Genomic DNA, 22,486 nt, shown 5'->3' with positions numbered 1-22,486 from the left:
GTGGGATCGCGCCTTGAGGGGCTTATGCGCGACTGATACGGTGCGATCGCTTGACACTGACCCCGGCGCTGGGTATCCGGCAAAAAGGATCCGGGGGTGAAGTGTCCGCTTTTGCAAGGCAATTGGCAGACATTTTCTTGGATGTACGGGGAGCGGTTGCGTGAAGATCCAAGAGCGTACGGGGGCGGGCGCCGGTCGTTCCGTCGCTCCGGCTCAGCCGTCGGTCGGGGACCGGCTTCCCACACCTCCACGTGAGCGCAAGCCCGCGCTGGCCGCGCTCGCGGTGCTGTTGATCCTGCTCGGTGCGCTCGGGGCCACGACGCTCGTGCTGCGGGCCGGTGACCGGATCGAGGTCATCAAGGTGACCAAGGACATCCAGCCCGGTGAGTCCGTCGGCACCGGCAACACGACGTCCGTCATGGTCGCCGACGACAGCAGCATCCACTACGTCAAGTGGGAGCAGCTGAGCCTGCTCAAGAAGCTCAAGGCCAAGAGCACGATCTACGCGGGCACCGTCGTCATCGGTGACATGTTCGCGGAGGGCGACGACCTCCCGGCCGGCAAGGCATCCGTCGGTGTCGCCCTCAAGGAGGGCCAGTACCCGGCGGACATCAAGCCCGGTGACACCGTCGCCGTCTACAACGTCGACACCAGCAGCTCGAGTTCGAACAAGACGGGCGGCACCACGTCCACCTCCTCCGGTGGACTCATCGTCGACAACGCTCGCGTGAACACCAAGAGCGACGACAGCGACGCCACCATCAGCACCGGCAACCTCTCCCTCACCCTCCTCGTCGACCAGTCCGACGCCGCCGCCGTGGCGCGTGCCGCGTCCGCCGGGGCGGTGGCCATCGTGCACGTCTCCGGCAACGGCAACGGCACTAGTAACTAGAAGGCGGCACCCGACCCCATGGCGCTCATCGCTATCGCCGCCGACAAGGGTTCCCCCGGCGTCACCACCGCGGCCGTCGCCCTCGCGGCGGTCTGGCCGCGGCGTGTGCTGCTCGCGGAGGCCGACCCGGCGGGCGGTGACCTGGTGTACCGCAGTGCCGCCGCGCACGGCGGGCCGCTGAACCCGAACACCGGCATGCTGTCCATAGCCGCGACCGCGCGGCGCGGGCTCGTGCCCGACCAACTCTGGGACCACGTTCAGCCGTTGAGCGGGGGGCTGGAGGTGCTCGTCGGGCTCGGCATCGCCGAGCAGGCCGCCGGTCTGGCGGGGCTCTGGCCGACCCTCGGCCACGCCTTCGCCTCCCTCGCCGACTCCCCGAACGCCCCCGCCGACGTCATCGCCGACTGCGGACGTGCCAGCGGGGACACCCCGGCCGTGGAGCTGTTCCCGCACGCGGCCCTGGTGTTGCTCGTCTCGCGCACCGAGCCCGAGGCCCTGGCCCGCGTCCGGGACCGTGCCGCCGCCCTCTCCACCAAGCTGCACGGTGGCCCGCGCGGCGCCGCCACCCTCGCGACCCCGCTGATCGGCGTGCTGCTGATCGCCGATCCGAGCAGCTCGGGCAAGCTGGTCAACCAGGTCAACGACATGCTGGTGCACGCCCAGACCGGCGCCAGGGTCGTCGGCTCGATCGCGGACGACCCGGCCGGCGCCGACCAGTTGGCCGGCCGCAAGCGCGGGCGTCTCGACAAGTCCCTGCTCATCCGCTCGGCCCGCAAGGTCACCGCGGACCTCCACCAGCAGTACGGCGCCGCCTGGACCGTACCGGCGCAAGGGCCCCACGCGGGGGCCGGGCGATGACCGCTGTCGACCACCAGTTGGTCAAGCGGTTCCGGCAGGACGCCGGTGACCGTATCGCCGAGCAGCGCCGTCAGGACCAGGCGGCCGGCGTCACGCCGATGTCCACGGAGGACGAGCGGCAGTACGCCCGCGCGGTCATCGCCCAGATCCTGGAGGAGTACGCCCGCGCCGAGATCAACGCGGGCCGTACGCCGCTGGACGCGGAGACCGAGGAGCAGTACGCGGCCGCCGTGCACGCCGCGCTGTTCGGAGTGGGCCGGCTCCAGCCGCTGCTGGACGATCCCGAGGTCGAGAACATCGACATCAACGGGTGCGACCAGGTCTTCGTCGGCTATGCGGACGGGCGGGAGACGAAGGGCGAGGCGGTCGCGGAGACCGACGAGGAACTGATCGAGCTGATCCAGGTGCTCGGCGCGTACTCCGGTCTGTCGTCCCGTCCGTTCGACTCCGCCAATCCGCAGCTCGACCTGCGGCTGCCCGACGGCTCGCGTCTGTCGGCCGTGATGGACGTCGCCCGGCGGCCCGCCCTGTCCATCCGCCGCGCGCGCATGGGCAAGGTGTTCATCTCCGACCTGGTCGGCAACGGCACCGTGACGCCCGAGGTCGCGCACTTCATGGCCTGCGCGGTGCGCGCCCGTAAGAACATCATGATCGCCGGGGCGACGAACGCCGGTAAGACGACCTTGCTGCGCGCCCTCGCCAACGAGATCCCGCCGCACGAGCGGCTCATCACCGTCGAGCGGGCGCTGGAGCTCGGCCTCGACACCTTTCCCGATCTGCACCCCAACGTGGTCGCGTTCGAGGAGCGGCTGCCCAACTCCGAGGGTCAGGGCACCATCAGCATGGCGGAACTCGTCCGCCGCAGCCTCCGTATGAACCCCTCCCGGGTCATCGTCGGTGAGGTCCTCGGCGACGAGATCGTGACCATGCTCAACGCGATGTCGCAGGGCAACGACGGCTCCTTGTCGACGATCCACGCGAACAGCTCCAGCGAGGTGTTCAACCGTATCTCCACGTACGCGTTGCAGGCCTCCGAGCGGCTGCCCATCGAGGCCAGCCAGATGCTGATCGCGGGCGCGGTGAACTTCGTCGTCTTCATCCAGCGGCGCAACAACTACCAGACGGGCGGCCGCCTCCAGCGCATGGTCACCTCCGTGCGCGAGGTCAACGGCGTCGACGGCCGGGTGCTGTCCAGCGAGGTGTTCGCCGAGGCCCCCGACGGACGCATCGTCCCGCACGCCCCCATAGCCTGCCTGGAGGACCTGATGGCCTACGGCTACCAGCCCCACGGAAGCTGGGGGTGAGCGGCATGACGAGCACCATGACGTACGAGGCCCTCGGCTCGATCGGCTCCCTGGGCGGGCTGTTCTCCACCACCGTCCTGTACTCGATCGGCTCCGGCGTGGCGGCGGGCGGCGGCCTCGCGCTGCTCCTGATCGCCATCCGCGGCCTGCCCGCCAAGCCCGAGCACGAGAAGCACAAGGCCAACGAGCGGGCGGCGGAACTGATCCGGTTCGCCGGGCAGCGCGGCTCGCTCGCCGCCATCGTCGGGCTCGCCGTGCTGCTGCTGACCCGCTGGGCGGTGGCCGGCATCGCGGCGGGCGTCCTCGTCTTCTTCTGGGACCGGCTCTTCGGCGGCGCGGCGGAGGAGCGGGCGGGCATGCGCCGCGTCGAGGCCCTCGCCTCCTGGACCGAGTCCCTGCGCGACACCATCGCGGGCGCGGTCGGCCTGGAGCAGGCCATCCCGGCCTCCGCGCGGGCCGCGGCCCCCGTACTGCGCCCCCATCTCGACGCGCTCGTCGACCGGTTGCGGGCCCGTACGCCCCTGCCCGACGCGCTCCAGCACCTCGCCGACGAGATCGACGACGCCTCGGCGGACATCATCGTCGCCGCGCTCATGCTCAACGCCCGGCTGCGCGGCCCCGGTCTGCGCCAGGTACTGGGCGCCCTGGCCAAGTCGGCGCGCGAGGAGGTCGACATGCGCCAGCGCGTGATGGCCCAGCGGGCCTCGACCCGGCGCTCGGTGCAGATCGTCGTGGCGGTCTCCGTCGCGTTCGTCCTCGGCCTCGCCGTCTTCAACCGCGACTTCGTGGCCCCGTACAGCAGCCCGGTCGGCCAGCTCGTCCTCGCCGTCGTCTGCGGCCTGTTCGCACTCGGCTTCTGGTGGCTGCGCAAGCTGTCCACGATCGAGACGCCGGAGCGCTTCCTGGTGCGCGACCAGTCCGGGGTGCAGTTCGTACGGCCCCGGACGCCCGCCCAGCAGCCGCTGCAACCGTCCCAGCCGGAGGAAGGTGTACGCCGGTGAACCTGACGATGCCGATCGTCGTCGGCGTGATCTTCGGCCTGGGCGTCTACGCCCTCGTCCGCGCCCTGATGCCGACCAAGCGCAGCGCGGTCGCGCAGGTCGCGCGGATCGACGCGATGCGGGCGCGCGGAGCGGCGTACGAATCCGCCCGCCAGGCCAAGGACACCGGCCGCATCGGCTCGCTGCGGGCCGAAGTCGGCGCACGCGTCAGCGAGTTCTATCTCCAGCAGGGCTGGGAGCAGCGCTCGCTGCGCGCCGACCTCGCGGTCCTGGACCGCAGCTGGGAGAACTTCCTGGCGACGAAGGTGCTGCTGGCCACGGCCGGACTGTTCTTCGGCCCGTTCCTGTTCGCGGTGGTCTGGACGCTCGGCTTCAGCCGCAGCCCGGTCATCCCGGTCTGGCTGGCGCTGCTCTGCGGTGCCCTGTTCTTCTTCCTGCCCGACCTGGAGGTACGGCGGGACGCGGCCGACAAGCGGCGGGACCTGCGCCGGGTCATCGGCGCCTATCTGGACCTGGTCTCGATGAGCCTGGCCGGCGGCCGGGGCCTGCCCGAGGCCCTGATGGCCGCGGCCGAGGTCTCCGACGGCTGGGCCAACCAGCGCATCCGCAACGCCCTCGCCGACGCCCGTATCACCGGTGTCAGCCAGTGGCAGGCGCTGGGCGCGCTCGGCGAGGAGCTGGGCGTGGAGGAGCTCAAGGACCTCTCCGCGTCGCTGGCCCTGGTGGCCGACGACGGCGCCAAGGTCCGCGAGTCCCTCGCCTCCCGCGCCGAGACGATGCGCCACCGCGAGCTGGCCGAGATCGAGGGCAGCGCGGGCGAGAAGTCACAGTCGATGCTCGTCGCCCAGCTGCTGCTGTGCGCCGGCTTTCTGGTGTTCCTTATCTTCCCGGCGGCGATGCGGGTGTTCCAGGTGTGAGCCGATTCCCGAACTTCTGCCAACTGCTGTCCAGAGAGGACAACTCATCATGAAAGAACGCGTGAACGGACTCGTGGACGGACCGGTGAACGGACCTGTGAACGGACGGAACTTCAGCACCGGGATCCCGGCGGTGGATTTCCTGGTCACCTTCTTCCAGGGCCGCGTGCAGCGCGCCCGCTCCGGCGAACTCGACCGCGGTGCCTCCGCGGTGGAGTGGGTCATCATCTCCGCGGTCGTCGTCGCGATCGTCGGCGTGGTGGCCGCGATCATCAACACCGCGCTGAGCGACGGTGCCAACAAGGTCGGCGACTGCATCAAGGGTGCGAGCGCGAGCAAGACCTGCTGATCCGCGATCAGCTGATCACGGGTACGACAAGACGGGGATGACGGGGTTGTTCATGGGCGTGGGCAGATGGGCGCGCCGCCGGACGGAGGCCGCGCGCGGGCGGGCCGGTGATTCCGGCATGACCGCGATCGAGTTCGTGCTGCTCACCCCCGTCCTCTTCTTCATGATCTTCGCGACGGTGCAGTTCGCGCTGTACTTCTTCGCCGACCACGTGGCCCAGGCGGCCGCCCAGGCCGGCGCCCGCAAGGCCCGCGCCACGGCCGACGAACAGCCCGGCGGGTGGCGCGGTGAGGCACAGGACGTCGTCGACTCCTACATCCGCCAACTGGGCCCGCAGCTCGTGCTCTCCCCGAACGTGACGATGCTCCAGCCGGAGCAGCACACGGTCGGCGTGGAGATCACCGCACGGGTGCCGACGGTGTTCCCCGGGCTGGATCTGACGGTGCACGCGCAGTCGTCGGGGCCGGTGGAGCGGTTCGTGAAGGAGGGGGAGAACTAGATGGACTTCACCTCCGTGGACCTCACCTCCGTGCGCGAGCGTCTCACGGGTGAGGACGGGGACCGGGGCCTGTCGACCGTCGAGGTCGTCATCCTCGCCCCGGTGATGATCATGTTCATCCTGGTCCTGGTGGCCTTCGGTCAACTGGTCGACGGCCGGGGAGCCTTGGACGGTGCCGCGCGTGACGCGGCCCGCGCGGGCTCCATCCAGAAGGACCACGGCACGGCGATGGCCGAGGCCCGCAAGGCGGCCGAGGCGGACCTGTCGGACGTGTGCTCCGGCCCGGTGTCCGTCGTCCAGACCAGCCAGGGCTTCGCACCCGACACCATCTTCACGGTCGAGGTCAGCTGCCAGGTGCGAGGCCTGGCGATGCTGGGCCTGGACGTCCCGACGCGGCTGTCGGCGAGCTTCAGTTCCCCGCTGGACCCGTTCCGGAGGACGGCGTGAGCAATGTGGCCAACGCGGTACGGGCCTGGTGGCGTTCGCGCCTGACGCGCATGGACGACCGCGGCTCCGGCGCCGGCGCGGTGATCATCTTCGCCCTGGTCTTCATCTCCCTCGCCGCGTTCGTGATCGACGGCGGCCTGTCCATCTCCAAGCGCGAACGCGCCGCCGACATCGCGGAACAGGCGGCCCGCTACGCCGCCCAGGACATCGACAAGGAAGCCCTCTACGGCGACGCGGGCGGCGCCGCGCCCATCAAGTCCGACGAGTGCGACGCCCGGGTGAAGAGCTTCGCCCGCGAGATGGACATGAGCGGCGCGGACATCGCCGCGACCCACTGCGTGGCCGCCGACGCCCAGCGGGTCGAGGTCGAGGTCCAGTTGACGTACGAGCCGGTGTTCACCGGCATGTTCTACGGCGGGAACGTCGTGGTGCACGGCCGGGCGACCGCCGAGAACGAGGTCGGCTGACCCGTGGCGCTGTTCGCACGCCACAGGCCCGAACCGGAGATCCCCCCGGTCCCCTGGGACGGCACGCCCTGGTTCACCGTGACCGACGTCCTGCGTCCGGGCACGCTCACCCGCAAGCCGGTGAAGGGCGAGCGCGCGGTCCGGGCGGCCACGACGCACGAGGGCGTACGGTACTTCGCCCCGGCCGTGCTGCTGGTGGCCGACGGGGCAGAGCAGCCCGCGTACGAGCTGTACGACGCCACGCGGCCGGAAACGCTCCTGTGCTCCCTGACGCCGGAGAAGTCGGGCGCCCGCTACCGCGTGACGGACGCCGCCGGCACCGAACTGGGCCTCCTGCTCCGCACCCCGCCCGCCAAACGGGCCGTCCAGCACGGCTGGTGGCTCCGGCAGCCCGGCCGGCCGGACATCGTGGCCCGCTACAACTGGGCGCGGGGCAGCGCCAAGGACATCGCGGCGCGCGGCAAGGAGAAGGTGGTGCGCGGCGCGGGCGCGGTGGTCGGCGGCGTCGTCGACTCCGTCCTCAGCCTCGGCGTGGAGGGCGACGCCCGGCGCGGGCCGTCGAACGAGGGCTGGCCGGTCACCTGGCGCGCGGAGGGCGAGGCCGAACCCGAGGCGCTGGTCTGCCGGTACCTCGAGGACATCAGGACGTACCACCCCCGGGCGAGCTGGCTGGACCGCCGACTTGCGCTCGCGCTGGCCGTGGTACGGGAGGGCACCAAGGGCTGACAGGGCTGCTCCCTGTGGTGATCGCGGTGCCCGGCAGGCGCGAGGTGCCAAGAATTTCTTACCCTTCTCACACCTTGAGGCCCCGGCTCCTTACCCGCCCCGGGCAGGCTGGCCGGTCTGATGACCGGAAACGGATGCTGCGCCCGGTGACACGGGGACGGGGGAGACGTACGCGTGAGTGATCAGCAGGCGGACATCGACCGGATCAAGGAGTGTTCCAGGGCGCTGACCCGCATCAGGGACACCTTCGCCGAGCGGGCCAACCCCGCCGAAGGGTACGGCGTCGCCGAGATCGGCTCGCAGAAACTCCTGGACGCCTTCGAGAAGTTCGGCAGCAACTGGAAGATCCACCGCGGGAAACTCACCGAGGAGCTGGAGAAGCTCGCCGGGATCACCAAGACGGCCGCGGACTCGTACGAGAAGCTCGACCACGAGCTCGCCGAGGCCCTCAGGAAGGCCGACAAGGCCGGCAAAGAGGGCAAGGGGGCGGGGAAGTGAGCGCCCGCCCCGCCGCCCAGCGCTGGGCGGTGCTCGACGAGACCTCCGACCCGGTCCCCGGTGACCCGGAGGAAGTGGCCGCCCTCGGACGCCAGTTGCGCAGGACGGCCGAGGCCATCGAGAAGGAGGCCCGCGAGATCAAGGCGCTGGCCTCGGTGGAGAACTGGAAGAGCAAGACCGCCACCGAGTTCCGCGGCGCCGCCGACGGGGCGGGCGACAAGCTGCGCAGGGCGTTCAAGCGGTACGACGAGGCCGCGGCCGCCCTCGGCACCCAGGTACGCGACGGGGTGTGCAGCAACGAGTACGCCTCCGAACTGCACCGCGCCCAGCAGATGGCCGACAAGGCGCTCCAGGACGCGGAGGCCGCCCACGGTGATCTCGGCTCCGCCCAGAAGGCACTGGACGGGCAGCCCCACGACACCCCGAAGGACGACCCGGACACCAAGAAGTACCAGCACCGCAAGGAGCAGGCGTCCTCCGCGCTGTCCGCCGCCCAGGACGCGCTGGAAGCCGCGAAGGGCATCCGCGACCGGGCCGCCGGGCTGGCCGCAGACGCCATCCACGACGTCATCGAGGGCGACGGCCTCAAGGACGGCTGGACGGACAAGTTCAAGAACTGGGTGCACGACAACGCCGGTTGGCTGACCCAGATATCGAAGTGGGCGGGCCGTATCGCGCTCTGGGCGGGCGTGGCGGCCCTCGCGCTCGGCTGGATCCCCGTCATCGGGCAGGCCATCGCCGCCGTCGCCAACGCGGTCGCGCTGGCGGCGAGCGTCGTCGCGTTCGCGACCGACCTGGTGCTCGCGCTCGGCGGCGAGGGCAGCTGGAAGTCGGTCATCCTGGACGCGGTGGGCCTCGCGACGTTCGGGATCGGGCGGGCGGCGATGTCCGGGGCGAGGGGAGCGGCCGCGGGCACCAAGGCGCTGGTGCGCGGCAACCTCTACCGGGAGGCGGTGGCCGCCGGCGCCAAGACCAACAAGGCGTGGAAGATCGCCAACGCCGGGGCCCAGGGGTCGGTACGGGGCAGGCAGGCGGCCGAGGCGCTGGCGAACATGCCGAAGGGGAAGGTCTTCACCTGGAGCAACCTCAGGGAAGGGGTCAGTCCGGTCGCCATCTACCGGGACACCGCCGACGGCGTGAAGTCGATCGGGAGGGCGTTCTCCGGTCAGGCGTGGCGCGACGGCGCCAAGGGCCTGGCCGCGCCGCGCTCTGCGGGCACCCTCGACCCGGAACTGGCCAGGTCCGCCGCCGAACTCGACGGCATCTCCCAGGCCGCGAAGGACATGCCTGACGTCGGCCGGGCGATGAGCAACTTCTCCGGCCAGACCCACGTGTGGGCGGGTGCCACGGCCACGGGCGTCGCGGCGGGCGCGGAGGGGGCGTACGGCACGGTGACGTCCCTCTACGACAGGGCCACCGGATGACCCCGAACGAGGTGCCCGTATGACCTCGGAGCCCGCCCTCGCCCTCAGACCCGCCGGCTCGCGCGGACCCGGCCTGGAACTCTGCCACCGCTCCCGGCTCCACGTGGAGAACGGCGAACTGGTGCTGCGCACCCGCACCCGGACCCTCCGCCTGGCCGGGATCGAGCGGGCGGTGTTCATCGACACGGCCGGGCAGGACCGGGGGGAGCGCATGGGCCCGACGATCTCGGGCTCCTGGGGCGAGGTCCAACTCCAGGACGGACGCGGCACGTTGATCGGCCGGTTCGCCATCGAGGACTGGCTCCCGGAATCCCCCGTACTGCCGAAACGGTCGGTGCAGGGGGAGCAACTGCTCGCCCGCACCGGTGTCACGCACCTGCTGAGGTCGGCGGGCATCCCGATCCATGTCGTACGGGACTGGAAGGACCCGCGGGTCGCCAGGGGCGCCGGGGGACTTACTCGCAGGACCCGGAACCTCGGCCCGGGGAAGGCCTTCCCGTCCTGGTACTGGACGACGCGGCTGCTGGCCGGAGCCGTCTGGTTCGTGACCTTCACACTGATCGTCTTCTCCGGCTCCGAGCGCCCGGCCCTCGTCCTCGTATCCGCCGTCGCCGCGTTCGTCGCCCCGGTGGCACGGCTGGCGCTGCGGGCGTGGACGCGGTGGCGGCTGCGGCGGTACGACCCCGTGGTACGGGAGCGGATCGGACCGGCGCCGGCCGAGGACGCGGGCGCCACGCCGCGATTCCGCGAACGGGCCGAACTGCGCGTGCAGGAAAGGGACCTGGTCCTCCGGGACCTGGGCGGACAGGAGTACTGGTTCCCCCTGACCGGACCGCACGCCCTGACGACCCTGACCCTCGTCCGCGACCGCGCCGGAGCGCCCGTCGGGGCCGAACTCCGGGGCCCCGGCGACCAGGTGCGCGCGGTGCTCCCCTGGGGCCCCTGGTTCGCGGGGGAGGGCGGTGCGGACGGCTGGTCCCGACTGCGCCGCTCCACCCGCCTGCACGTGACCGAGCGCAGCCTGAGCGGCAAGGGCACGTGGCCGAAGACACCGGTACTGGGCTCCCGCCCGATCCCCGACTCGGCGAGCACGGCACGCGCCGTCTCCCGCTTCCCGGGCACGATCGCCGGGGTGTCGTCCACGGCGGTGATGGCGCTGGGCTCCTTCTTCTCCCTGACATGGGGGATACGGATCGAGGACGCGCACCCCGGGGCGGGTGCCGGGGCCACCGCGCTAACCCTGGGCGCCCTGGGAGCCGTACTCCAGGCGATCCCGTACGCCCTCCACCAACTCACCAGCCGCACCCGCCTGGACCGCCCGAGTCCCGGGGCCCGCACCCGCACGGAGCAAGCCGCATGACCACAGCCGCCCATGAGTCCGGCCCTCCCCGCGACTACCGCCTGCTCCTGCCGGACGGCTGGTTCCGCATAGTTCTGGATCCCCCCGAGGAGCGGGAGAGGTCCATAGACGCGCTGGTGGAGCGCCAGTTCCAGGGCATCGACAACGCGCCCCACCTCAAGGACGACCTCCGCAAGGACCTGCGCCGCCGGTCGGCGAAGGCGGCCCGCAGCGGAGGCGTGGAGCTGTACCTCAGCCTCCAGCAGGTGGGTCCCTTCACCATCCCCGCGTCCCTGCTGGTCACCTTGGCCCCGCTCCAGCACCCGCAGCCGCTCCCGGCGCAGGCGCTCGCTCAAGCCTTGGCGGCCGACGGCGGCGAGGCGACGGTGAGCACAGAGGAACTGCCGTCGGGCGAGGCGGTACGCGTGCGCCGACTGACGACCCAGCCGGAACCGGACGCGGACGCCTCCGCCCCGAACGAGTCACACCGCTCGGTCTCCGTCGAGTACCACGTCCCCGTCCCCGGCACGACGGCGTTCCTGCTGCTCACCTTCTCGACGCCCCTGGAACCCATAGCGGACGCGATGGCGGAACTCTTCGACGCGATCGCCGGCTCGCTGACCTGGACGGAATGAGGAACCCGATGACGGACGCCGACGCCGACGATCTCTCGAACCTCGGCCTGGAATGCTCGGAGGACTGGGTACCGTTCCCGGTCACCGACACCGTGCCCCTCGACTACTGGGCCCGCAACCAGGCGGACGAACTCGTCGCCCGGTACGCGCGCGCGGGCAAGCGGGGCGACGCCCGGCTCCTCACCCGAAGCCTGAAGCGCGCGGCGGCGGACAGCCGTACCCGCTCCCCGCTGGGCGCCTTCGGCCTCTACCTCAGCGGCTACGACTTCATGGCGGCCGGCCTCGAACTCGACGCGATCCACCCCGACGCGGAGTACCCGGAGATCACCCTCGCCCTGCTGGCCGAGCGCATGACGGTCGACGACTTCGGCGCCCCGGACATCCGAGAGGTCCGCCTCCCCCTGGGTGACGCCGTCCGCATCCGCCAGAACTTCATCGCCGAGAAGAAACGCCTCCTGGGCTCCCGCCCGGTGGTCCGCTCCCTCTTCTACGCCGTCCGCCCCGACGGCATGCGCACGGCCCTCACGCTGATGTTCTCGTGGACGGAGGCGGTCCTGGACGAGCCGGTGGAGAAGATGGGGGACGACATTGCGGGGACGCTGACGGTGTGACGGTCACTTGTTGCGGAGGTGACTTATGAGGCCCTGTTCTCGTATGGCTACGGCGAACGCACATGCAGCTCTGTGTGATTGCCCTGGTCCTCGTTTCTCCTGGCTGGGCGCCTCGTTGAGGAGGACCTGACCGAGGTCTGGACGCTGCTGGAAGACGGCATGAAGCGGGTGCGGAACAAGTCCGGGGCGACCCGGCTGGGGTTCGCGCTGTTGCTGAAGTCCTTCGAGGTGGAGGCCCGGTTTCCGGAGTCAGCCAAGGAGGTGCCGGCTGCCGCGGTGGATTACGTGGCCCGGCAGGTGAAGGTCCCGGCCGGAGCGTGGGCGGAGTACGACTGGCAGAGCAAGGCGATCCAGCGGCATCGGGGCGAGATCCGGGCGGCATACGGGTTCCGGGCGAACACCGAGGAGGACCAGGACCGGCTGGCCGCGTGGCTGGCGACCGAGCTGTGTCCGGTCCGCGAGCGTCCACCGGGCGCTCGCCGAGCACGCCAAGCGCGATGCGTACCCCGAAGCCGTCGAACAGGCCCACGCCGACTTCGCCGCTCTCCAGGTCGGCGAGGTACCCGGACCCCGCCTCGCGCACCCTCACCAAGCGTCACTCTGATCACAGAGAGCTACTAGTCACTTCGCCGCAGCTTCGGGAGAACAGGGGCGTTTGCGCGACCGTTCAGGCCAGGCATACGGACAACGTCATGCCGGCCGACCCCGAGGACAACGGGTTCTGCCTGTCCGCGACAGACCACAAGGCGGGGACTGGTCACGCCCGCAGCCCGTCCACCGCCGTGTCGATCGCAGCCAGCGCCGCGCTCTGATCGAGACCCGCTCTCGATACGAGCGACAGGCCCTGGACGATGTAGAGCAGGAGCTGTGCCTGGGCCTCGGGGGAGGAGTTGGCCGTGACCTCACCGGCGGTCTGGGCACGGCGGAGCGCGTCGGTGACGATCTCGATGAAGCGGCGGTACGAGCGGGTCACGACCTCCGTGGCCTCACTGTCCTGGGGGACGAGTTCGGCGGTGGTGTTGCCAACCAGGCAGCCCTGCGGAACGCCCACGTCGGAGATCAGTTCGTCCAGCCGCGCCGGGTGGGTCAGGATCTCGCGCAGGGCCGGCAGGAGCGGGGCGGTGTCGAGCGCGGTGGTCAGGTGCCGCTCGTACACCTCCCAGTAGAGCCTGACGGCGTCCAGGTAGAAGCGGCGCTTGTCACCGAACGCTCCATAGAGGCTGCCGCGCTCGACGGCCAACGCGTCGACCAGGTCCTGGACCGACGTCGCCCCGTATCCCCGGGACCAGAACAGTTCGAGTGCGCGCGCCAGCGTCTGTTCCTTGTCGAACTCGCGGGGGCGTCCGGTTCGTGCCACGCGACCAAGACTACGACTTCTTGACTCAGCGTTCAAGAAGTCGTAGCTTCTGCTGCGTTACTTCTTGAACGAACGCACAGAAGTCGCTCGGCCAACGGCCGGCGTGAAGGGCGAAGAGATGGAATTCGCAGGCAAGACGGCACTCGTCACCGGGTCCGGCGCGATCGGCGGGCTGGGGCACGCGACGGCCGAGGTGCTGGCCGCGGGCGGGGCCGATCTGATCCTCACCGGCAGCGACGCCGAGCGCGGTGCCCAGGTGGTGGCGGACATACGCGCGGTCGGTGGCGGCTCCCTGGCCGGAACCGTGCGGTTCGTCGTCGCCGACCTGTCCGACCCGGCGGCTGTGCGGCAACTGGCCGACGGCGCCGGAACCGTCGACATCCTGATCAACAACGCGAGTGTGATGACGTTCGCCCCGACCCTCGGGCAGGACCTCGCCAACTACGATGCCGCCTTCGCCGTCAACGTGCGCGCGCCGTTCCTGCTCACCGCGCTGTTCGCGGAGAAGATGGCGGCGGGCGGCGGCGGCAGCATCGTCAACATCAGCTCCACCGCGGCCGGCCTCGGCATGCCGGGCATGGCCGTCTACGGCGCCACCAAGGCGGCGCTCGAATCGCTGACCCGTACCTGGGCGGCGGAGTTCGCCGAGTCGAACGTGCGGGTCAACGCCGTGGCCCCGGGGCCGATGCGCACTTCCAAGGTGGTCGCGGCGATGGGCCCGGACATGGGCGGCATAGGTCTGACCACCGCGCTCAAGCGCACGTCGGACCCGGCCGAAGTGGCCCAGGTGGTCGCCTTCCTCGCCAGTGACCGCGCCAGCTACGTAACCGGAGCGATCGTGGCCGCCGATGGCGGCCGGACCGCGATCTGAGGAGTTCAGAACAGTGAATCGTCTTGCAGGGAAGCACGCACTGATCACCGGGGGAACGAGCGGCATCGGCCTGGAAACGGCCCGCCAGTTCCTCGCCGAAGGCGCGACCGTCGCCATCACCGGCCGCTCCCGGGAAAGGCTGGACGAGGCAGCCCGGCAACTTGAAGGCCCGCTGCTGACCATCGCCAGCGACGCCGGCGACGTACCCGGCCAAGCGGCACTCGCGGCACGGCTGCGGGCGGAGTGGCCGAAGCTCGACGTCCTGATGAGCAACGCCGCCGACATCACCCACCTACCGCTCGACGCATGGACCGAGGAGGCGTTCGACAGGCTCGTCGCGACCAATCTCAAGTCGCCGTTCTTCCTGATCAGGGACCTGCTGCCGCTCTTCTCGCAGCAGTCCTCGGTTATCCTCGTCGGTTCGGTCTCCGCGTACATAGGACACGAGAACGCGACGGTCTACGGTGCGGCGAAGGCGGGGCTGCTCTCCTACACACGCGGCCTGACCTACGAGCTGAAGGACCGGGGCATCCGCGTCAACGGACTGAGCCCGGGTCCGACCGTCACCAACGCGTTCGCCCCCCTCGGCCCCGAACGCCAGGCCGCCCTCTATGAGGAACTCCGGCAGACCGTACCCCTCCACCGTCTGGGAACCGTCACGGAGCTGGCGAAGGCGGCCGTGTACCTCGCCTCGGATGAGTCCGCTTACACCGCGGGCACGGTGCTGCGGGTTGATGGGGGGATCGGGGAGCTGGCGTATTGAGCAGCCTGAACAGCCCCGCCGTTGCCGCAGTCACCCTTGTGTGCGGCATAGGTGTAACGGCCGCGGGATGAGCGTCGGCGGGCGTCGCGGATGATGTGCCACTCGGCGAACGGACGGACGAGGTTGGCGTGCCGTGGTGGCAGTTCGGCCACGGTCCGTGCGGCCCAGTTGGTGAGGAGGGCGAGATTCTCATCGCGTGGCGGCAGGATGCCGGCGGTGACGAGTAGCCCACGCACGTAGGCGGTGGCAGTCCGTTGCGGCAGCGCGTCGAGGGATTTGTGGTCCAGTGCTTCGGGATCGAGGGCCAGGCCTCCCAGGAGGCGGGCGGCAGGGCGTCGGCGCAGCCACTGCAGGACGCGGTAGGGGTTGTCCGCGCCGGTCAGTACCGCGGCGAGGGGTTGGAGCGACTGGGTCACGCTTGCGCCGTCCGCGGAGAGCAGGTCGGTCACGCGGGCGGTCAGGATGCAGCGGGGGCAGCGGCGGCCGGAGTAGAGGTCCGTCGGCTCATCGCAGGCCGAGCACCGCTCGACCGGTTCGTCGGGGAACGAGCACGCCTTGCACAGGGGGCTTCCCCCGGCCGTCTGACCGATCAGGATGCGATGTCGGTTGCACGACGCGCACGGTGCAGGGGTCGACAGAGCTGTTCTGTAGCGGAGGTCGCACACCGGTCCCTTGGGCCAGAAGACCTTGACCTTCCCGATCCGGCCGCACAGGGCACATGCGCACTCTTCGCGAGGGCGGCATGTGTCGCAGTGGAACGGGCCCAGGCCACCGTTGATGTGGTGTCCGGGGCGGACCCGTTCACAGATGGCGCAGGTCTTTTCGTGTCGCTTGTAGCACCGGTCGCAGGTGTCCCCGTCACCAGCCCAAACCCTTTTTCAGGGGCAAGCAGCCAGCGGTGGTCGTCTTGTTCTCTTCCCTCGTCGCAGCGATGGCCTTTTGACGTCCTCGCCGGACGGCGCGTTCAGATCGGAAGGAGTGGGGAAGGCGTGGTTGGCAAGGGGCGTGCGCCGCAGTCCGATCAGGAAGTCCACACCATGGCAGTCACCGCACAAGCGACAGCCGTCCCCGGCTGGGTCCTGAAGTTCATGGACGCCATCGACACCCTGGAGTTCGGCAAGGGCTTCGCGCCACTGACCGACAACACCGACATGTACTTCGGCGCCGCGCACATCCGCGGTGTCGAGGCCATCAAGGAGTTCTTCGTCAAGATCGACGCACCGCTGGTCATCAGCCATGAGATCCTGGAGTTCTGGACCGCGGGCGACGGCGTCCGTCTGCTGCGCGGTGAGGCGGTCATGGCCAAGAAGAGCGAACCGGAGCGGGTGGTGCGCGCCCCCTTCATGCACATCTTCTACCTCGACCAGGAAGAGCCGGTGCGCATCCGGACGCTCCGGGTCACCGCGGGCCCACTGCAGACCGACGCCGTGATGTGACCCGGCTCAGGGCAAGGGCCCCGTGAGGTCACGGCTTGCCGGTCACCGCGCAGAATTCGTCGATGTCGCGGGTGCGGCCCGCGTCCGCGGGGTCGGGACGCCGACGCGTGAGGGGAACTATGCCGGGTTCGAGCAGTTCCAGACCATTGACCAATGGACTGCTGTTGAGCAGGTCCAGCGGCGCGTCCATCGGATGCCACTCTCCCTCTGGATCGAATCATTGACGGGTTGACCCACACCCGTGCTTGCAGAGGGAGGAACTAACCAGAGTACGCATTTCAAAGGGGTCAGATATGAACTCGGTGCACCACCGGACCGCCACTGTGAACGGCTATGAGATCTTCTACCGCGAAGCCGGCCCCGCCGCCGCCCCGGTGATTGTCCTGCTGCACGGCTACCCGACCAGCTCGTTCATGTTCCGCGAACTCATCCCGCTGCTGGCCCACGACTACCACGTCATCGCGCCGGACCACCTCGGCTTCGGCCACTCCGACGCCCCCCTCGTAGGGGAGTTCACCTACACCTTCGACGCCCTCACCGAACTCACCTCCGGACTGCTCGACCAACTGGGCCTGGACCGCTACGCCCTCTACGTCCAGGACTACGGCGCCCCCATCGGATGGCGCCTCGCGCTCCAGCACCCCGAACGGATCTCCGCCCTCGTCACCCAGAACGGCAACGGCTACGAGGACGGTTTCGTCGAGTCGTTCTGGAGCGACGTCTGGGCCTACGGGGCGAATCCCGGCCCCGACACCGAACCCGCCGTCCGCGCCGCGCTGGGCGTCGACGCCATCCGCTGGCAGTACGTGCACGGCGTGCCCGACCCGAGCCTGGTCAGCCCGGACACCTGGGAGCACGACTTCGCCCTCGTCTCCCGCGAGGGCAACGACGAGGTCCAGCTGGCGTTGTTCCGCGACTACCAGAACAACCGCCCGCTCTACCCGCTGCTGCACGAATTCCTACGCACCAGCGAGGTCCCGGTGCTCGCCGTGTGGGGCCGCAACGACGAAATCTTCGGCCCGGCGGGTGCGCGGGCCTTCGCCCGCGACGCCAAGGAGGCGGAGGTGCACCTGATCAACGGCGGTCACTTCCTGCTGGAGAGCCACCTGGACGTCGTCACGGGTTACCTGCGCGGCTTCCTCGGGAGGGTGCTGGGATAAGCAGGGTCGGGGACTGGAACATGTGAGGATCCAAACCAGCGAAGCGACCTGTTGTCGGCATGGTCTGTGTGTTCAGTCAGGTACGGCCGTACCTACACATGAAGCTGTACGCCCTGGCGATGGCTTCCCGGATGGGTGAGTGTCGGGCGGGGTCGAGTCCTGAATACAGTCCGGCCGTGCTTGTGGAGTCGCTGTCAGGCTCGGCGGGCACAGGACGTGAGGCGATCGGCGAGCGCGATGACGAGGTCGCGGAGTTCATCGGGGCGCTCGATGACGAACGGCTGGTCGAGTGCCGCGAGTACGGAAGGCAACCAGTCGAGCCGCTCCGCGCGCAGCTCGACGCGCAGCCAGCGCTCGGTCGCGCGGTCCTCTCCTGCCGCGGGCTCGTGCTCCTCCAGGCTCGCGACGCTGACGGGAAGGTGGGCGCGGATCTGCTCAACCGTCCCGTGGATCCGCAAGGTCACCTCATGCCGGTACCCGGCCGTGGCGAATCCTGACAACACGCGCTGTGCAGGAGCGGGACCCCCGGGCGCTTCGAATGAGCCGGGCAGGGTCCGCGCGTCTGCGATGCGGTCTAGCCGGAAGGTTCGGTCCTCGCCGATCTGGGCGTCCTTGCCCGTGACGTACCACCGGCCCGCATGGGCGACGATCCCGTACGCGTGCAGTGTGCGTTCGCTGCGCCGTCCCTCGCGGTCGGTGTAGCGGATCGAGACCGGTCGGTGGTGGCGCACCGCATCGGCGATGGTGAGCAGGACCCCGGCGTCCGGGGTGTCGAACTCGCCGGGATGGTCCGTGAAGGCGAGAGCTTCCAGGAGTGTGTCGAGCCGGCGGGCGATGTGCTTGGGCAGCACCCGCCGGATCTTCGCCGACGCCGTCTCGCTCGCCGTGTACTCCGTCGTCGTCAGCCCTGCTCGGCGGCCGGCGATCAGGCCGAGCAGCACGGCCAGCGCCTCGTCGTCGCTGAGCATGAGCGGAGGCAGGCGGTACCCGGGGGCGAGCCGGTACCCGCCGTAGCGGCCGCGCACCGACTCCACGGGCACGTCGAGGTCGATCAGCTGATCCACGTACCGGCGCACGGTGCGTCCTTCGACGCCGAGCCGGTCGGCGAGTTCGGCCACTGTCCGGGTGCCGCCCGACTGCAGCAGCTCCAGGAGTGTCAGCACGCGGCCGGTGGGTCGAGACATATCCGCAGCCTAACGCGAATACAGGACCGATTCTGTCCACTATTTCTTCTAACCTGCGACGTGTACGCCTCCAGCACAGCCAAGGAGATCCCCATGAACTTCATCTCGATCCGCATCATCACCGGCGACGTAGCGCGCCTCGTCGAGTTCTACGAGCGAGCCACAGGGGCGCAGGCGACGTGGGCCACCGAAGACTTCGCCGAACTCAGGACCGCGGGCGCCACCCTCGCCATCGGCAGCACCCGCACCGTCCCCCTGTTCGCCCCGGGCTCCGCCCGCCCGGCGGACAACCACAGCGTGATCACCGAGTTCCTCGTCGACGACGTGGACAGCGTTTACAACAACCTGACCGGCTTCGTCACCGACTTCGTCACCAAGCCCACCACGATGCCCTGGGGCAACCGGTCGCTGCTGTTCCGTGACCCCGACGGCAACCTCGTCAACTTCTTCACCCCCGTCACCCCGGAGGCCATCGAGAAGTTCGCACGCTGACGCCACGCACAGCCGCTCACGCGGGAGCCCTGAGATCCCTGGGCTCCCGGTGAACGCGGCCCCCGAGTCCAGGAACGCCACCAGCAGGGGACGTCGGAACGCACCGCTGACCCTCGAAGGACGTCTGCGCTTGTGTCTGCGGATCGACGCCGGACGTCCGATCGCGCACGTGGCTGCGGAAGCCGGGATCTCCCGCCGCTGCCTGGCCCAGTGGTACGCCCGCTGGCGCGCGCACGGTGAGAACGGACTACTCGACCACTCCTCCCGCCCCGCCATCAGCCCCGCCCGCACCCCCGAGGACATCGCTGACCTGGTGGAGGCGCTGCGGCGGCAGACCAAGCACGGGCCAGGCCGGTTCGCCGCCGACCTACGGCGGCTGCACGGCGTCACACTCGCGCCCGCGACCGTTCACCGCATCCTGGTGAGGCGGGGACTCAACCGGCTCCGGGACCTCGACCCACCGACCGGCGAGGAGCTGCGCGAGGTCATCGGGTAGCGGCTACTTCGACGCAGACGTTGCCTTCACCTCCGCCGGAGTAGGACGACTTCTGCCAGTTGTCTGGCGTGCTCATGGGGGGTGTCCTCACATATCCCGGAGGTGGCCTATGAGGGCGGCCATCGGGGGAGTCGAGGTCTTGAGCACCGTGGCGGGCTCGTCGCTTTCGCGGAGGTGGAGGGTGGCGGAGGTAGCGGCTACCTCGACGCAGGCGTTGCCGTCACCGCTGCCCGAGAATGACGACTTCTGCCAGTTGTCGGGCGTGCTCATGAGATGCCCTCACACTTCCTGCGCCAGCTCGTGGATGAAGTCACGCGACCGTTCAGGCTCGAGTGATGTGGCCTTCATTCTATGGAAGAGCGTTCGAAAGCGACCGAGTTGAGCTTCGGCGTCGATGAAGGCCGTGCCGTGCGGACCGTCTCGTACGACCGTGTCCAGCTGCGGCATGGCTCCGCCTACGTACACCATGGCGCTGTCGGCCCCGGCAAAGTCGTCCAGGTCGAAAGGGATCACTCGCACGGTGATGTGTTCGGCCTCCGAGAATTCCAGGATGTGAGCGAGTTGGGCGCGAGCCGCGGCGCGGTCGCCGACCCGGATACGTAGTGCCGCCTCATGGATCACGGTCTCGTACGGGATCGGCCGGTCCCCCTTGAGGATCAGGCGCCGCGCCAGCCGGTGCCGGACACGCAGATCGAGCTCGCCCTCCGGTAGTTCGGGCACTCGGTGTCCGAGGATCCGGCGGGCGTAATCCTCCGTCTGAAGGAGACCGGGTACGTGCAGGAAGCTCACCTCGCGATGGAAGGTGGCGTGGTACTCCAACTCCGACAGATCCAGGAACGGCGTGGGCAGTGAGCCCCGGTACTCCTCCCACCAGCCCTGCGTACGGTCGGTCGCCATGGCCACCAGCGCCGCGAGCAACTCCTCGTCCGCGCACGCGTAGTGGGCGGCGAGGCGTCGGACACGGGCTTCGCTCACGCCCGCGATGCCTGCCTCGATCTGGCTCATCTGTACCGAGTCGGCCCCAAGCAGTTCCGCCGCCTCGCGCCCCTTGAGCCCGGCTGCCTCGCGCAGCTTCCGCAGCTCAAGGCCCAGTCGTACCTGGCGTGCCGTGGGATGCCGCCGACGCCCCATGGCTTCCTCCTCGCCCTAACGTCCCCTAGCCAGTGCCCCGTTCAGGGTGAAGATTACGGCAGCGGCTTGCAAGGTCCTAATTTCAGGACCTACTGTCGGTGACGCGACGCACACGCTGTGGAACGCCGCCATCTCCAACCCCCCCCCACGCAGAATCGGAGATCACGCATGCCCGAAACCGCTCCCGAACCCTGGGAATACACGCTCCACATCCCCCACGACGTCAGAGCGGTCACCGTCTGCCGCCGCACTCTCCGCTTGATCCTGACGATCCACGGCCTGATCCGCCTGACGGACGTCGCCGAACTCCTCGCAACAGAGCTGGTCGCCAATGCCGTACAGCACGCCAAGGGACCGGCCGCGCCCAGGCTGGGCTGCAAGGACGGCGTCCTGCGCATCGGCGCGTGGGACGCGGACCCCAGACCGCCTAAACCCCCACTGTCACCGGCTGACTTGACGGAACTGGAGGCGGAGGAGGGCCGCGGCCTCGGTCTGGTCCGGGCCTGCGCCGATCTGTGGGGCTGGAATCGGCTGTCCAGGAACGGCCACCCGGGAAAGTACGTGTGGTGCGAAGTGGCAGCCGCGTAAGCGCGTCAGCGGTTCACCGACTGGATTTCCTGGACATTCATGTCCTGCGTGGTCGCGAAGACGCCGTCGGGGAGGTCGCCGCCCGAGCCGTCGGAGCCCTTCCAGGAGATCTGCCAGGTGATGCTGGCCTTCAGCTGGTAGGGGGTGCCGTTGGAGGAGCGGAGGTAGGTGATGCCGCAGGGCGGGGTCCTGTCGCCGTCGCCCGGCTTGTACGGGGTGCCGATCGAGCCGTCGTCGTTGATCTTGCAGTCGCCGGAGGAGGGGGTCGTCTCGGCGTCCGAGGTGCCGGGGTCGAGGTGGAGGGCGACCGGCTTGGCGGTGGTCTCCGCCCAGAGGCCGGTGTCGGGGAGTTCCGCGCGGACCTTGACGTCCCTGAACGTGCCCTTGTCCAGCCACACCCAGGTGGGGAGGTTGACGGTGGACTTGGTCGTCGGCTTCAGCTCGATCGAGGTGGTGGGGACCTTGATCTTGTTGTAGGCGTACTCGGCGAGGGTCTTCGGTGTGGGCGCGTTCGGTACGGCGGGGATCTTGCCGGCGTCGACCCAGAACATGAGCCGGGTGCACAGCGACGTGTCGTCGAGGTTGTAGAGGTCCGGGGCGACTCCGCGCCAGAAGTAACCGTGCTTGCCGAGGTTGTAGTTCTTGTATCCCGGCACGGTGGACGGCGTGGTGAAGATGCTGGTCGCGTCCTTGCCGTCCTTGAAGTGGGCGGTCCAGAGCTTCGATCCGTACCAGCCGTCGCGCAGGCCGGCGTCGCCGTCGCCGTTGTTCTCCGCGAAGTCCTTCAGCTGTGCGGGGGAGAAGACCGGCTCGTACCAGCACGGCGGCGGCTTCCAGTTCACGTCCGTCGCGGAGACGGTGCCGCGCTTGCCGCCGGTGGGGCCGCTGATCTGGGTGACCTTGATACGGGACCGGCCGGCGGAGGCGGTCAGTTCGTTGCCCTTGGACCCGCCCCGCGTGTCGGAGCCCCCGAACGCGACGGCGGGCGTGGAGCTCAGCAGAGCCACGGCAAGTGACGCGGCGATCACGGGTATTCCCCGG

Annotated in this window: 30 protein-coding genes and 1 pseudogene; 23 read left to right on the top strand and 8 right to left on the bottom strand. The window is 69.7% G+C overall.

What is annotated here, in order from left to right:
• Window positions 1–160: 160 nt before the first annotated feature.
• From ABZ915_RS36180 to ABZ915_RS36105, 16 genes are all read left to right on the top strand, one after another.
• The gene (locus tag ABZ915_RS36180) at window positions 161–892 is read left to right on the top strand and encodes a hypothetical protein (RefSeq protein ID WP_361812260.1); all 732 of its coding nucleotides are present in this window, start codon (window positions 161–163) and stop codon (window positions 890–892) included.
• Between the two features lie 18 nt (window positions 893–910).
• Window positions 911–1,750 (top strand): hypothetical protein, encoded by an 840-nt coding sequence (locus ABZ915_RS36175; protein ID WP_361812257.1) that lies wholly within the window; start codon window positions 911–913, stop codon window positions 1,748–1,750.
• Window positions 1,747–3,054, top strand: a complete 1,308-nt coding sequence (locus ABZ915_RS36170; protein ID WP_361812254.1) for an ATPase, T2SS/T4P/T4SS family — start codon at window positions 1,747–1,749, stop codon at window positions 3,052–3,054. The genes ABZ915_RS36175 and ABZ915_RS36170 overlap by 4 nt, the downstream gene beginning before the upstream one ends.
• A 5-nt stretch (window positions 3,055–3,059) precedes the next feature.
• Window positions 3,060–4,055 carry a type II secretion system F family protein gene (locus ABZ915_RS36165; protein ID WP_361812251.1) on the top strand — a complete coding sequence of 332 codons (996 nt, stop codon included), beginning with the start codon at window positions 3,060–3,062 and terminating at the stop codon, window positions 4,053–4,055.
• The gene (locus ABZ915_RS36160; RefSeq protein ID WP_361812248.1) at window positions 4,052–4,972 is read left to right on the top strand and encodes a type II secretion system F family protein; all 921 of its coding nucleotides are present in this window, start codon (window positions 4,052–4,054) and stop codon (window positions 4,970–4,972) included. The genes ABZ915_RS36165 and ABZ915_RS36160 overlap by 4 nt, the downstream gene beginning before the upstream one ends.
• Window positions 4,973–5,069: 97 nt before the next feature.
• Window positions 5,070–5,321 carry a hypothetical protein gene (locus ABZ915_RS36155; RefSeq protein ID WP_132856459.1) on the top strand — a complete coding sequence of 84 codons (252 nt, stop codon included), beginning with the start codon at window positions 5,070–5,072 and terminating at the stop codon, window positions 5,319–5,321.
• A gap of 52 nt (window positions 5,322–5,373) precedes the next feature.
• A complete protein-coding gene (locus ABZ915_RS36150; RefSeq protein ID WP_361812512.1) occupies window positions 5,374–5,820 on the top strand; it encodes a TadE family protein in 447 nt (148 codons plus the stop codon).
• Window positions 5,821–6,267 (top strand): TadE/TadG family type IV pilus assembly protein, encoded by a 447-nt coding sequence (locus tag ABZ915_RS36145; RefSeq protein ID WP_361812245.1) that lies wholly within the window; start codon window positions 5,821–5,823, stop codon window positions 6,265–6,267.
• A gap of 50 nt (window positions 6,268–6,317) precedes the next feature.
• The gene (locus ABZ915_RS36140; protein WP_361812510.1) at window positions 6,318–6,734 is read left to right on the top strand and encodes a pilus assembly protein TadG-related protein; all 417 of its coding nucleotides are present in this window, start codon (window positions 6,318–6,320) and stop codon (window positions 6,732–6,734) included.
• Window positions 6,735–6,737: 3 nt separating this feature from the next.
• A complete protein-coding gene (locus tag ABZ915_RS36135; protein ID WP_361812242.1) occupies window positions 6,738–7,460 on the top strand; it encodes a hypothetical protein in 723 nt (240 codons plus the stop codon).
• 174 nt (window positions 7,461–7,634) lie between these two features.
• Complete coding sequence (locus ABZ915_RS36130; protein WP_361812240.1) at window positions 7,635–7,958, top strand: hypothetical protein; 324 nt, start codon at window positions 7,635–7,637, stop codon at window positions 7,956–7,958.
• Complete coding sequence (locus tag ABZ915_RS36125) at window positions 7,955–9,382, top strand: hypothetical protein (RefSeq protein ID WP_361812237.1); 1,428 nt, start codon at window positions 7,955–7,957, stop codon at window positions 9,380–9,382. The genes ABZ915_RS36130 and ABZ915_RS36125 overlap by 4 nt, the downstream gene beginning before the upstream one ends.
• 19 nt (window positions 9,383–9,401) lie before the next feature.
• The gene (locus ABZ915_RS36120) at window positions 9,402–10,742 is read left to right on the top strand and encodes a hypothetical protein (RefSeq protein WP_361812234.1); all 1,341 of its coding nucleotides are present in this window, start codon (window positions 9,402–9,404) and stop codon (window positions 10,740–10,742) included.
• Window positions 10,739–11,356, top strand: coding sequence for a hypothetical protein (locus tag ABZ915_RS36115; protein ID WP_361812231.1), 618 nt, complete (start codon window positions 10,739–10,741; stop codon window positions 11,354–11,356). Before ABZ915_RS36120 ends, ABZ915_RS36115 begins: the two co-directional genes overlap by 4 nt.
• A gap of 8 nt (window positions 11,357–11,364) precedes the next feature.
• The gene (locus ABZ915_RS36110; RefSeq protein ID WP_361812228.1) at window positions 11,365–11,967 is read left to right on the top strand and encodes a hypothetical protein; all 603 of its coding nucleotides are present in this window, start codon (window positions 11,365–11,367) and stop codon (window positions 11,965–11,967) included.
• Window positions 11,968–12,045: 78 nt separating this feature from the next.
• Entirely contained in the window at window positions 12,046–12,588 is a 543-nt protein-coding gene (locus ABZ915_RS36105; protein ID WP_361812225.1) for a DUF4158 domain-containing protein, read from the top strand.
• 136 nt (window positions 12,589–12,724) lie between these two features.
• Here ABZ915_RS36105 and ABZ915_RS36100 read toward each other — a convergent pair whose 3' ends face one another.
• A complete protein-coding gene (locus ABZ915_RS36100) occupies window positions 12,725–13,324 on the bottom strand; it encodes a TetR/AcrR family transcriptional regulator (protein ID WP_361812222.1) in 600 nt (199 codons plus the stop codon).
• Between the two features lie 118 nt (window positions 13,325–13,442).
• Here ABZ915_RS36100 and ABZ915_RS36095 point away from each other — a divergent pair, with 118 nt between their 5' ends.
• Both ABZ915_RS36095 and ABZ915_RS36090 read left to right on the top strand, forming a co-directional pair.
• A complete protein-coding gene (locus ABZ915_RS36095; protein ID WP_361812219.1) occupies window positions 13,443–14,195 on the top strand; it encodes an SDR family oxidoreductase in 753 nt (250 codons plus the stop codon).
• Window positions 14,196–14,208: 13 nt separating this feature from the next.
• A complete protein-coding gene (locus ABZ915_RS36090) occupies window positions 14,209–14,958 on the top strand; it encodes an SDR family oxidoreductase (RefSeq protein WP_361812216.1) in 750 nt (249 codons plus the stop codon).
• On the opposite strand, the gene ABZ915_RS36085 is transcribed toward ABZ915_RS36090, so the two are convergent.
• Window positions 14,901–15,407, bottom strand: a complete 507-nt coding sequence (locus ABZ915_RS36085; protein ID WP_361812213.1) for a hypothetical protein — start codon at window positions 15,405–15,407, stop codon at window positions 14,901–14,903. The two genes, ABZ915_RS36090 and ABZ915_RS36085, sit on opposite strands and share 58 nt — an antisense overlap.
• A 588-nt stretch (window positions 15,408–15,995) precedes the next feature.
• Between ABZ915_RS36085 and ABZ915_RS36080 the strand changes: the two genes are divergently transcribed.
• Window positions 15,996–16,394, top strand: a complete 399-nt coding sequence (locus ABZ915_RS36080) for a nuclear transport factor 2 family protein (RefSeq protein ID WP_361812210.1) — start codon at window positions 15,996–15,998, stop codon at window positions 16,392–16,394.
• A gap of 28 nt (window positions 16,395–16,422) precedes the next feature.
• On the opposite strand, the gene ABZ915_RS36075 is transcribed toward ABZ915_RS36080, so the two are convergent.
• The gene (locus ABZ915_RS36075) at window positions 16,423–16,584 is read right to left on the bottom strand and encodes a hypothetical protein (RefSeq protein WP_361812207.1); all 162 of its coding nucleotides are present in this window, start codon (window positions 16,582–16,584) and stop codon (window positions 16,423–16,425) included.
• Window positions 16,585–16,687: 103 nt separating this feature from the next.
• On the opposite strand from ABZ915_RS36075, the gene ABZ915_RS36070 reads away from it, so the two are divergent.
• Entirely contained in the window at window positions 16,688–17,554 is an 867-nt protein-coding gene (locus ABZ915_RS36070; protein ID WP_361812204.1) for an alpha/beta hydrolase, read from the top strand.
• 194 nt (window positions 17,555–17,748) lie between these two features.
• Here the strand turns inward: ABZ915_RS36070 and ABZ915_RS36065 are convergent, their stop codons facing one another.
• On the bottom strand, window positions 17,749–18,738 hold the full coding sequence (locus ABZ915_RS36065) for a YafY family protein (protein WP_361812201.1): 990 nt from the start codon (window positions 18,736–18,738) through the stop codon (window positions 17,749–17,751).
• 93 nt (window positions 18,739–18,831) lie between these two features.
• Between ABZ915_RS36065 and ABZ915_RS36060 the strand changes: the two genes are divergently transcribed.
• Together ABZ915_RS36060 and ABZ915_RS36055 are read left to right on the top strand one after the other, a co-directional pair.
• Window positions 18,832–19,230: a VOC family protein gene (locus ABZ915_RS36060; RefSeq protein WP_361812198.1), complete on the top strand. Its 399-nt coding sequence runs from the start codon at window positions 18,832–18,834 to the stop codon at window positions 19,228–19,230.
• Window positions 19,157–19,726: a leucine zipper domain-containing protein gene (locus ABZ915_RS36055; RefSeq protein WP_361812195.1), complete on the top strand. Its 570-nt coding sequence runs from the start codon at window positions 19,157–19,159 to the stop codon at window positions 19,724–19,726. Before ABZ915_RS36060 ends, ABZ915_RS36055 begins: the two co-directional genes overlap by 74 nt.
• Here the strand turns inward: ABZ915_RS36055 and ABZ915_RS36050 are convergent.
• From ABZ915_RS36050 to ABZ915_RS36040, 3 genes and pseudogenes are all read right to left on the bottom strand, one after another.
• A pseudogene (locus ABZ915_RS36050) lies at window positions 19,719–19,802 on the bottom strand (DUF397 domain-containing protein); the annotation flags it as partial. The gene ABZ915_RS36055 and the pseudogene ABZ915_RS36050 overlap by 8 nt on opposite strands.
• Window positions 19,803–19,813: 11 nt before the next feature.
• The gene (locus ABZ915_RS36045) at window positions 19,814–19,996 is read right to left on the bottom strand and encodes a DUF397 domain-containing protein (protein ID WP_361812192.1); all 183 of its coding nucleotides are present in this window, start codon (window positions 19,994–19,996) and stop codon (window positions 19,814–19,816) included.
• Between the two features lie 9 nt (window positions 19,997–20,005).
• Window positions 20,006–20,857 (bottom strand): helix-turn-helix transcriptional regulator, encoded by an 852-nt coding sequence (locus tag ABZ915_RS36040; protein WP_361812189.1) that lies wholly within the window; start codon window positions 20,855–20,857, stop codon window positions 20,006–20,008.
• Window positions 20,858–21,025: 168 nt separating this feature from the next.
• On the opposite strand from ABZ915_RS36040, the gene ABZ915_RS36035 reads away from it, so the two are divergent.
• Window positions 21,026–21,445 (top strand): ATP-binding protein, encoded by a 420-nt coding sequence (locus ABZ915_RS36035; protein ID WP_361812186.1) that lies wholly within the window; start codon window positions 21,026–21,028, stop codon window positions 21,443–21,445.
• 5 nt (window positions 21,446–21,450) lie between these two features.
• On the opposite strand, the gene ABZ915_RS36030 is transcribed toward ABZ915_RS36035, so the two are convergent.
• On the bottom strand, window positions 21,451–22,473 hold the full coding sequence (locus tag ABZ915_RS36030; protein ID WP_361812183.1) for a hypothetical protein: 1,023 nt from the start codon (window positions 22,471–22,473) through the stop codon (window positions 21,451–21,453).
• Window positions 22,474–22,486: the final 13 nt, after the last annotated feature.

The sequence above is a fragment of the Streptomyces sp. NPDC046915 genome, assembly GCF_040644935.1.
GTDB lineage: Bacteria > Actinomycetota > Actinomycetes > Streptomycetales > Streptomycetaceae > Streptomyces.
This window is presented reverse-complemented; position numbering and strand designations above follow the sequence as displayed.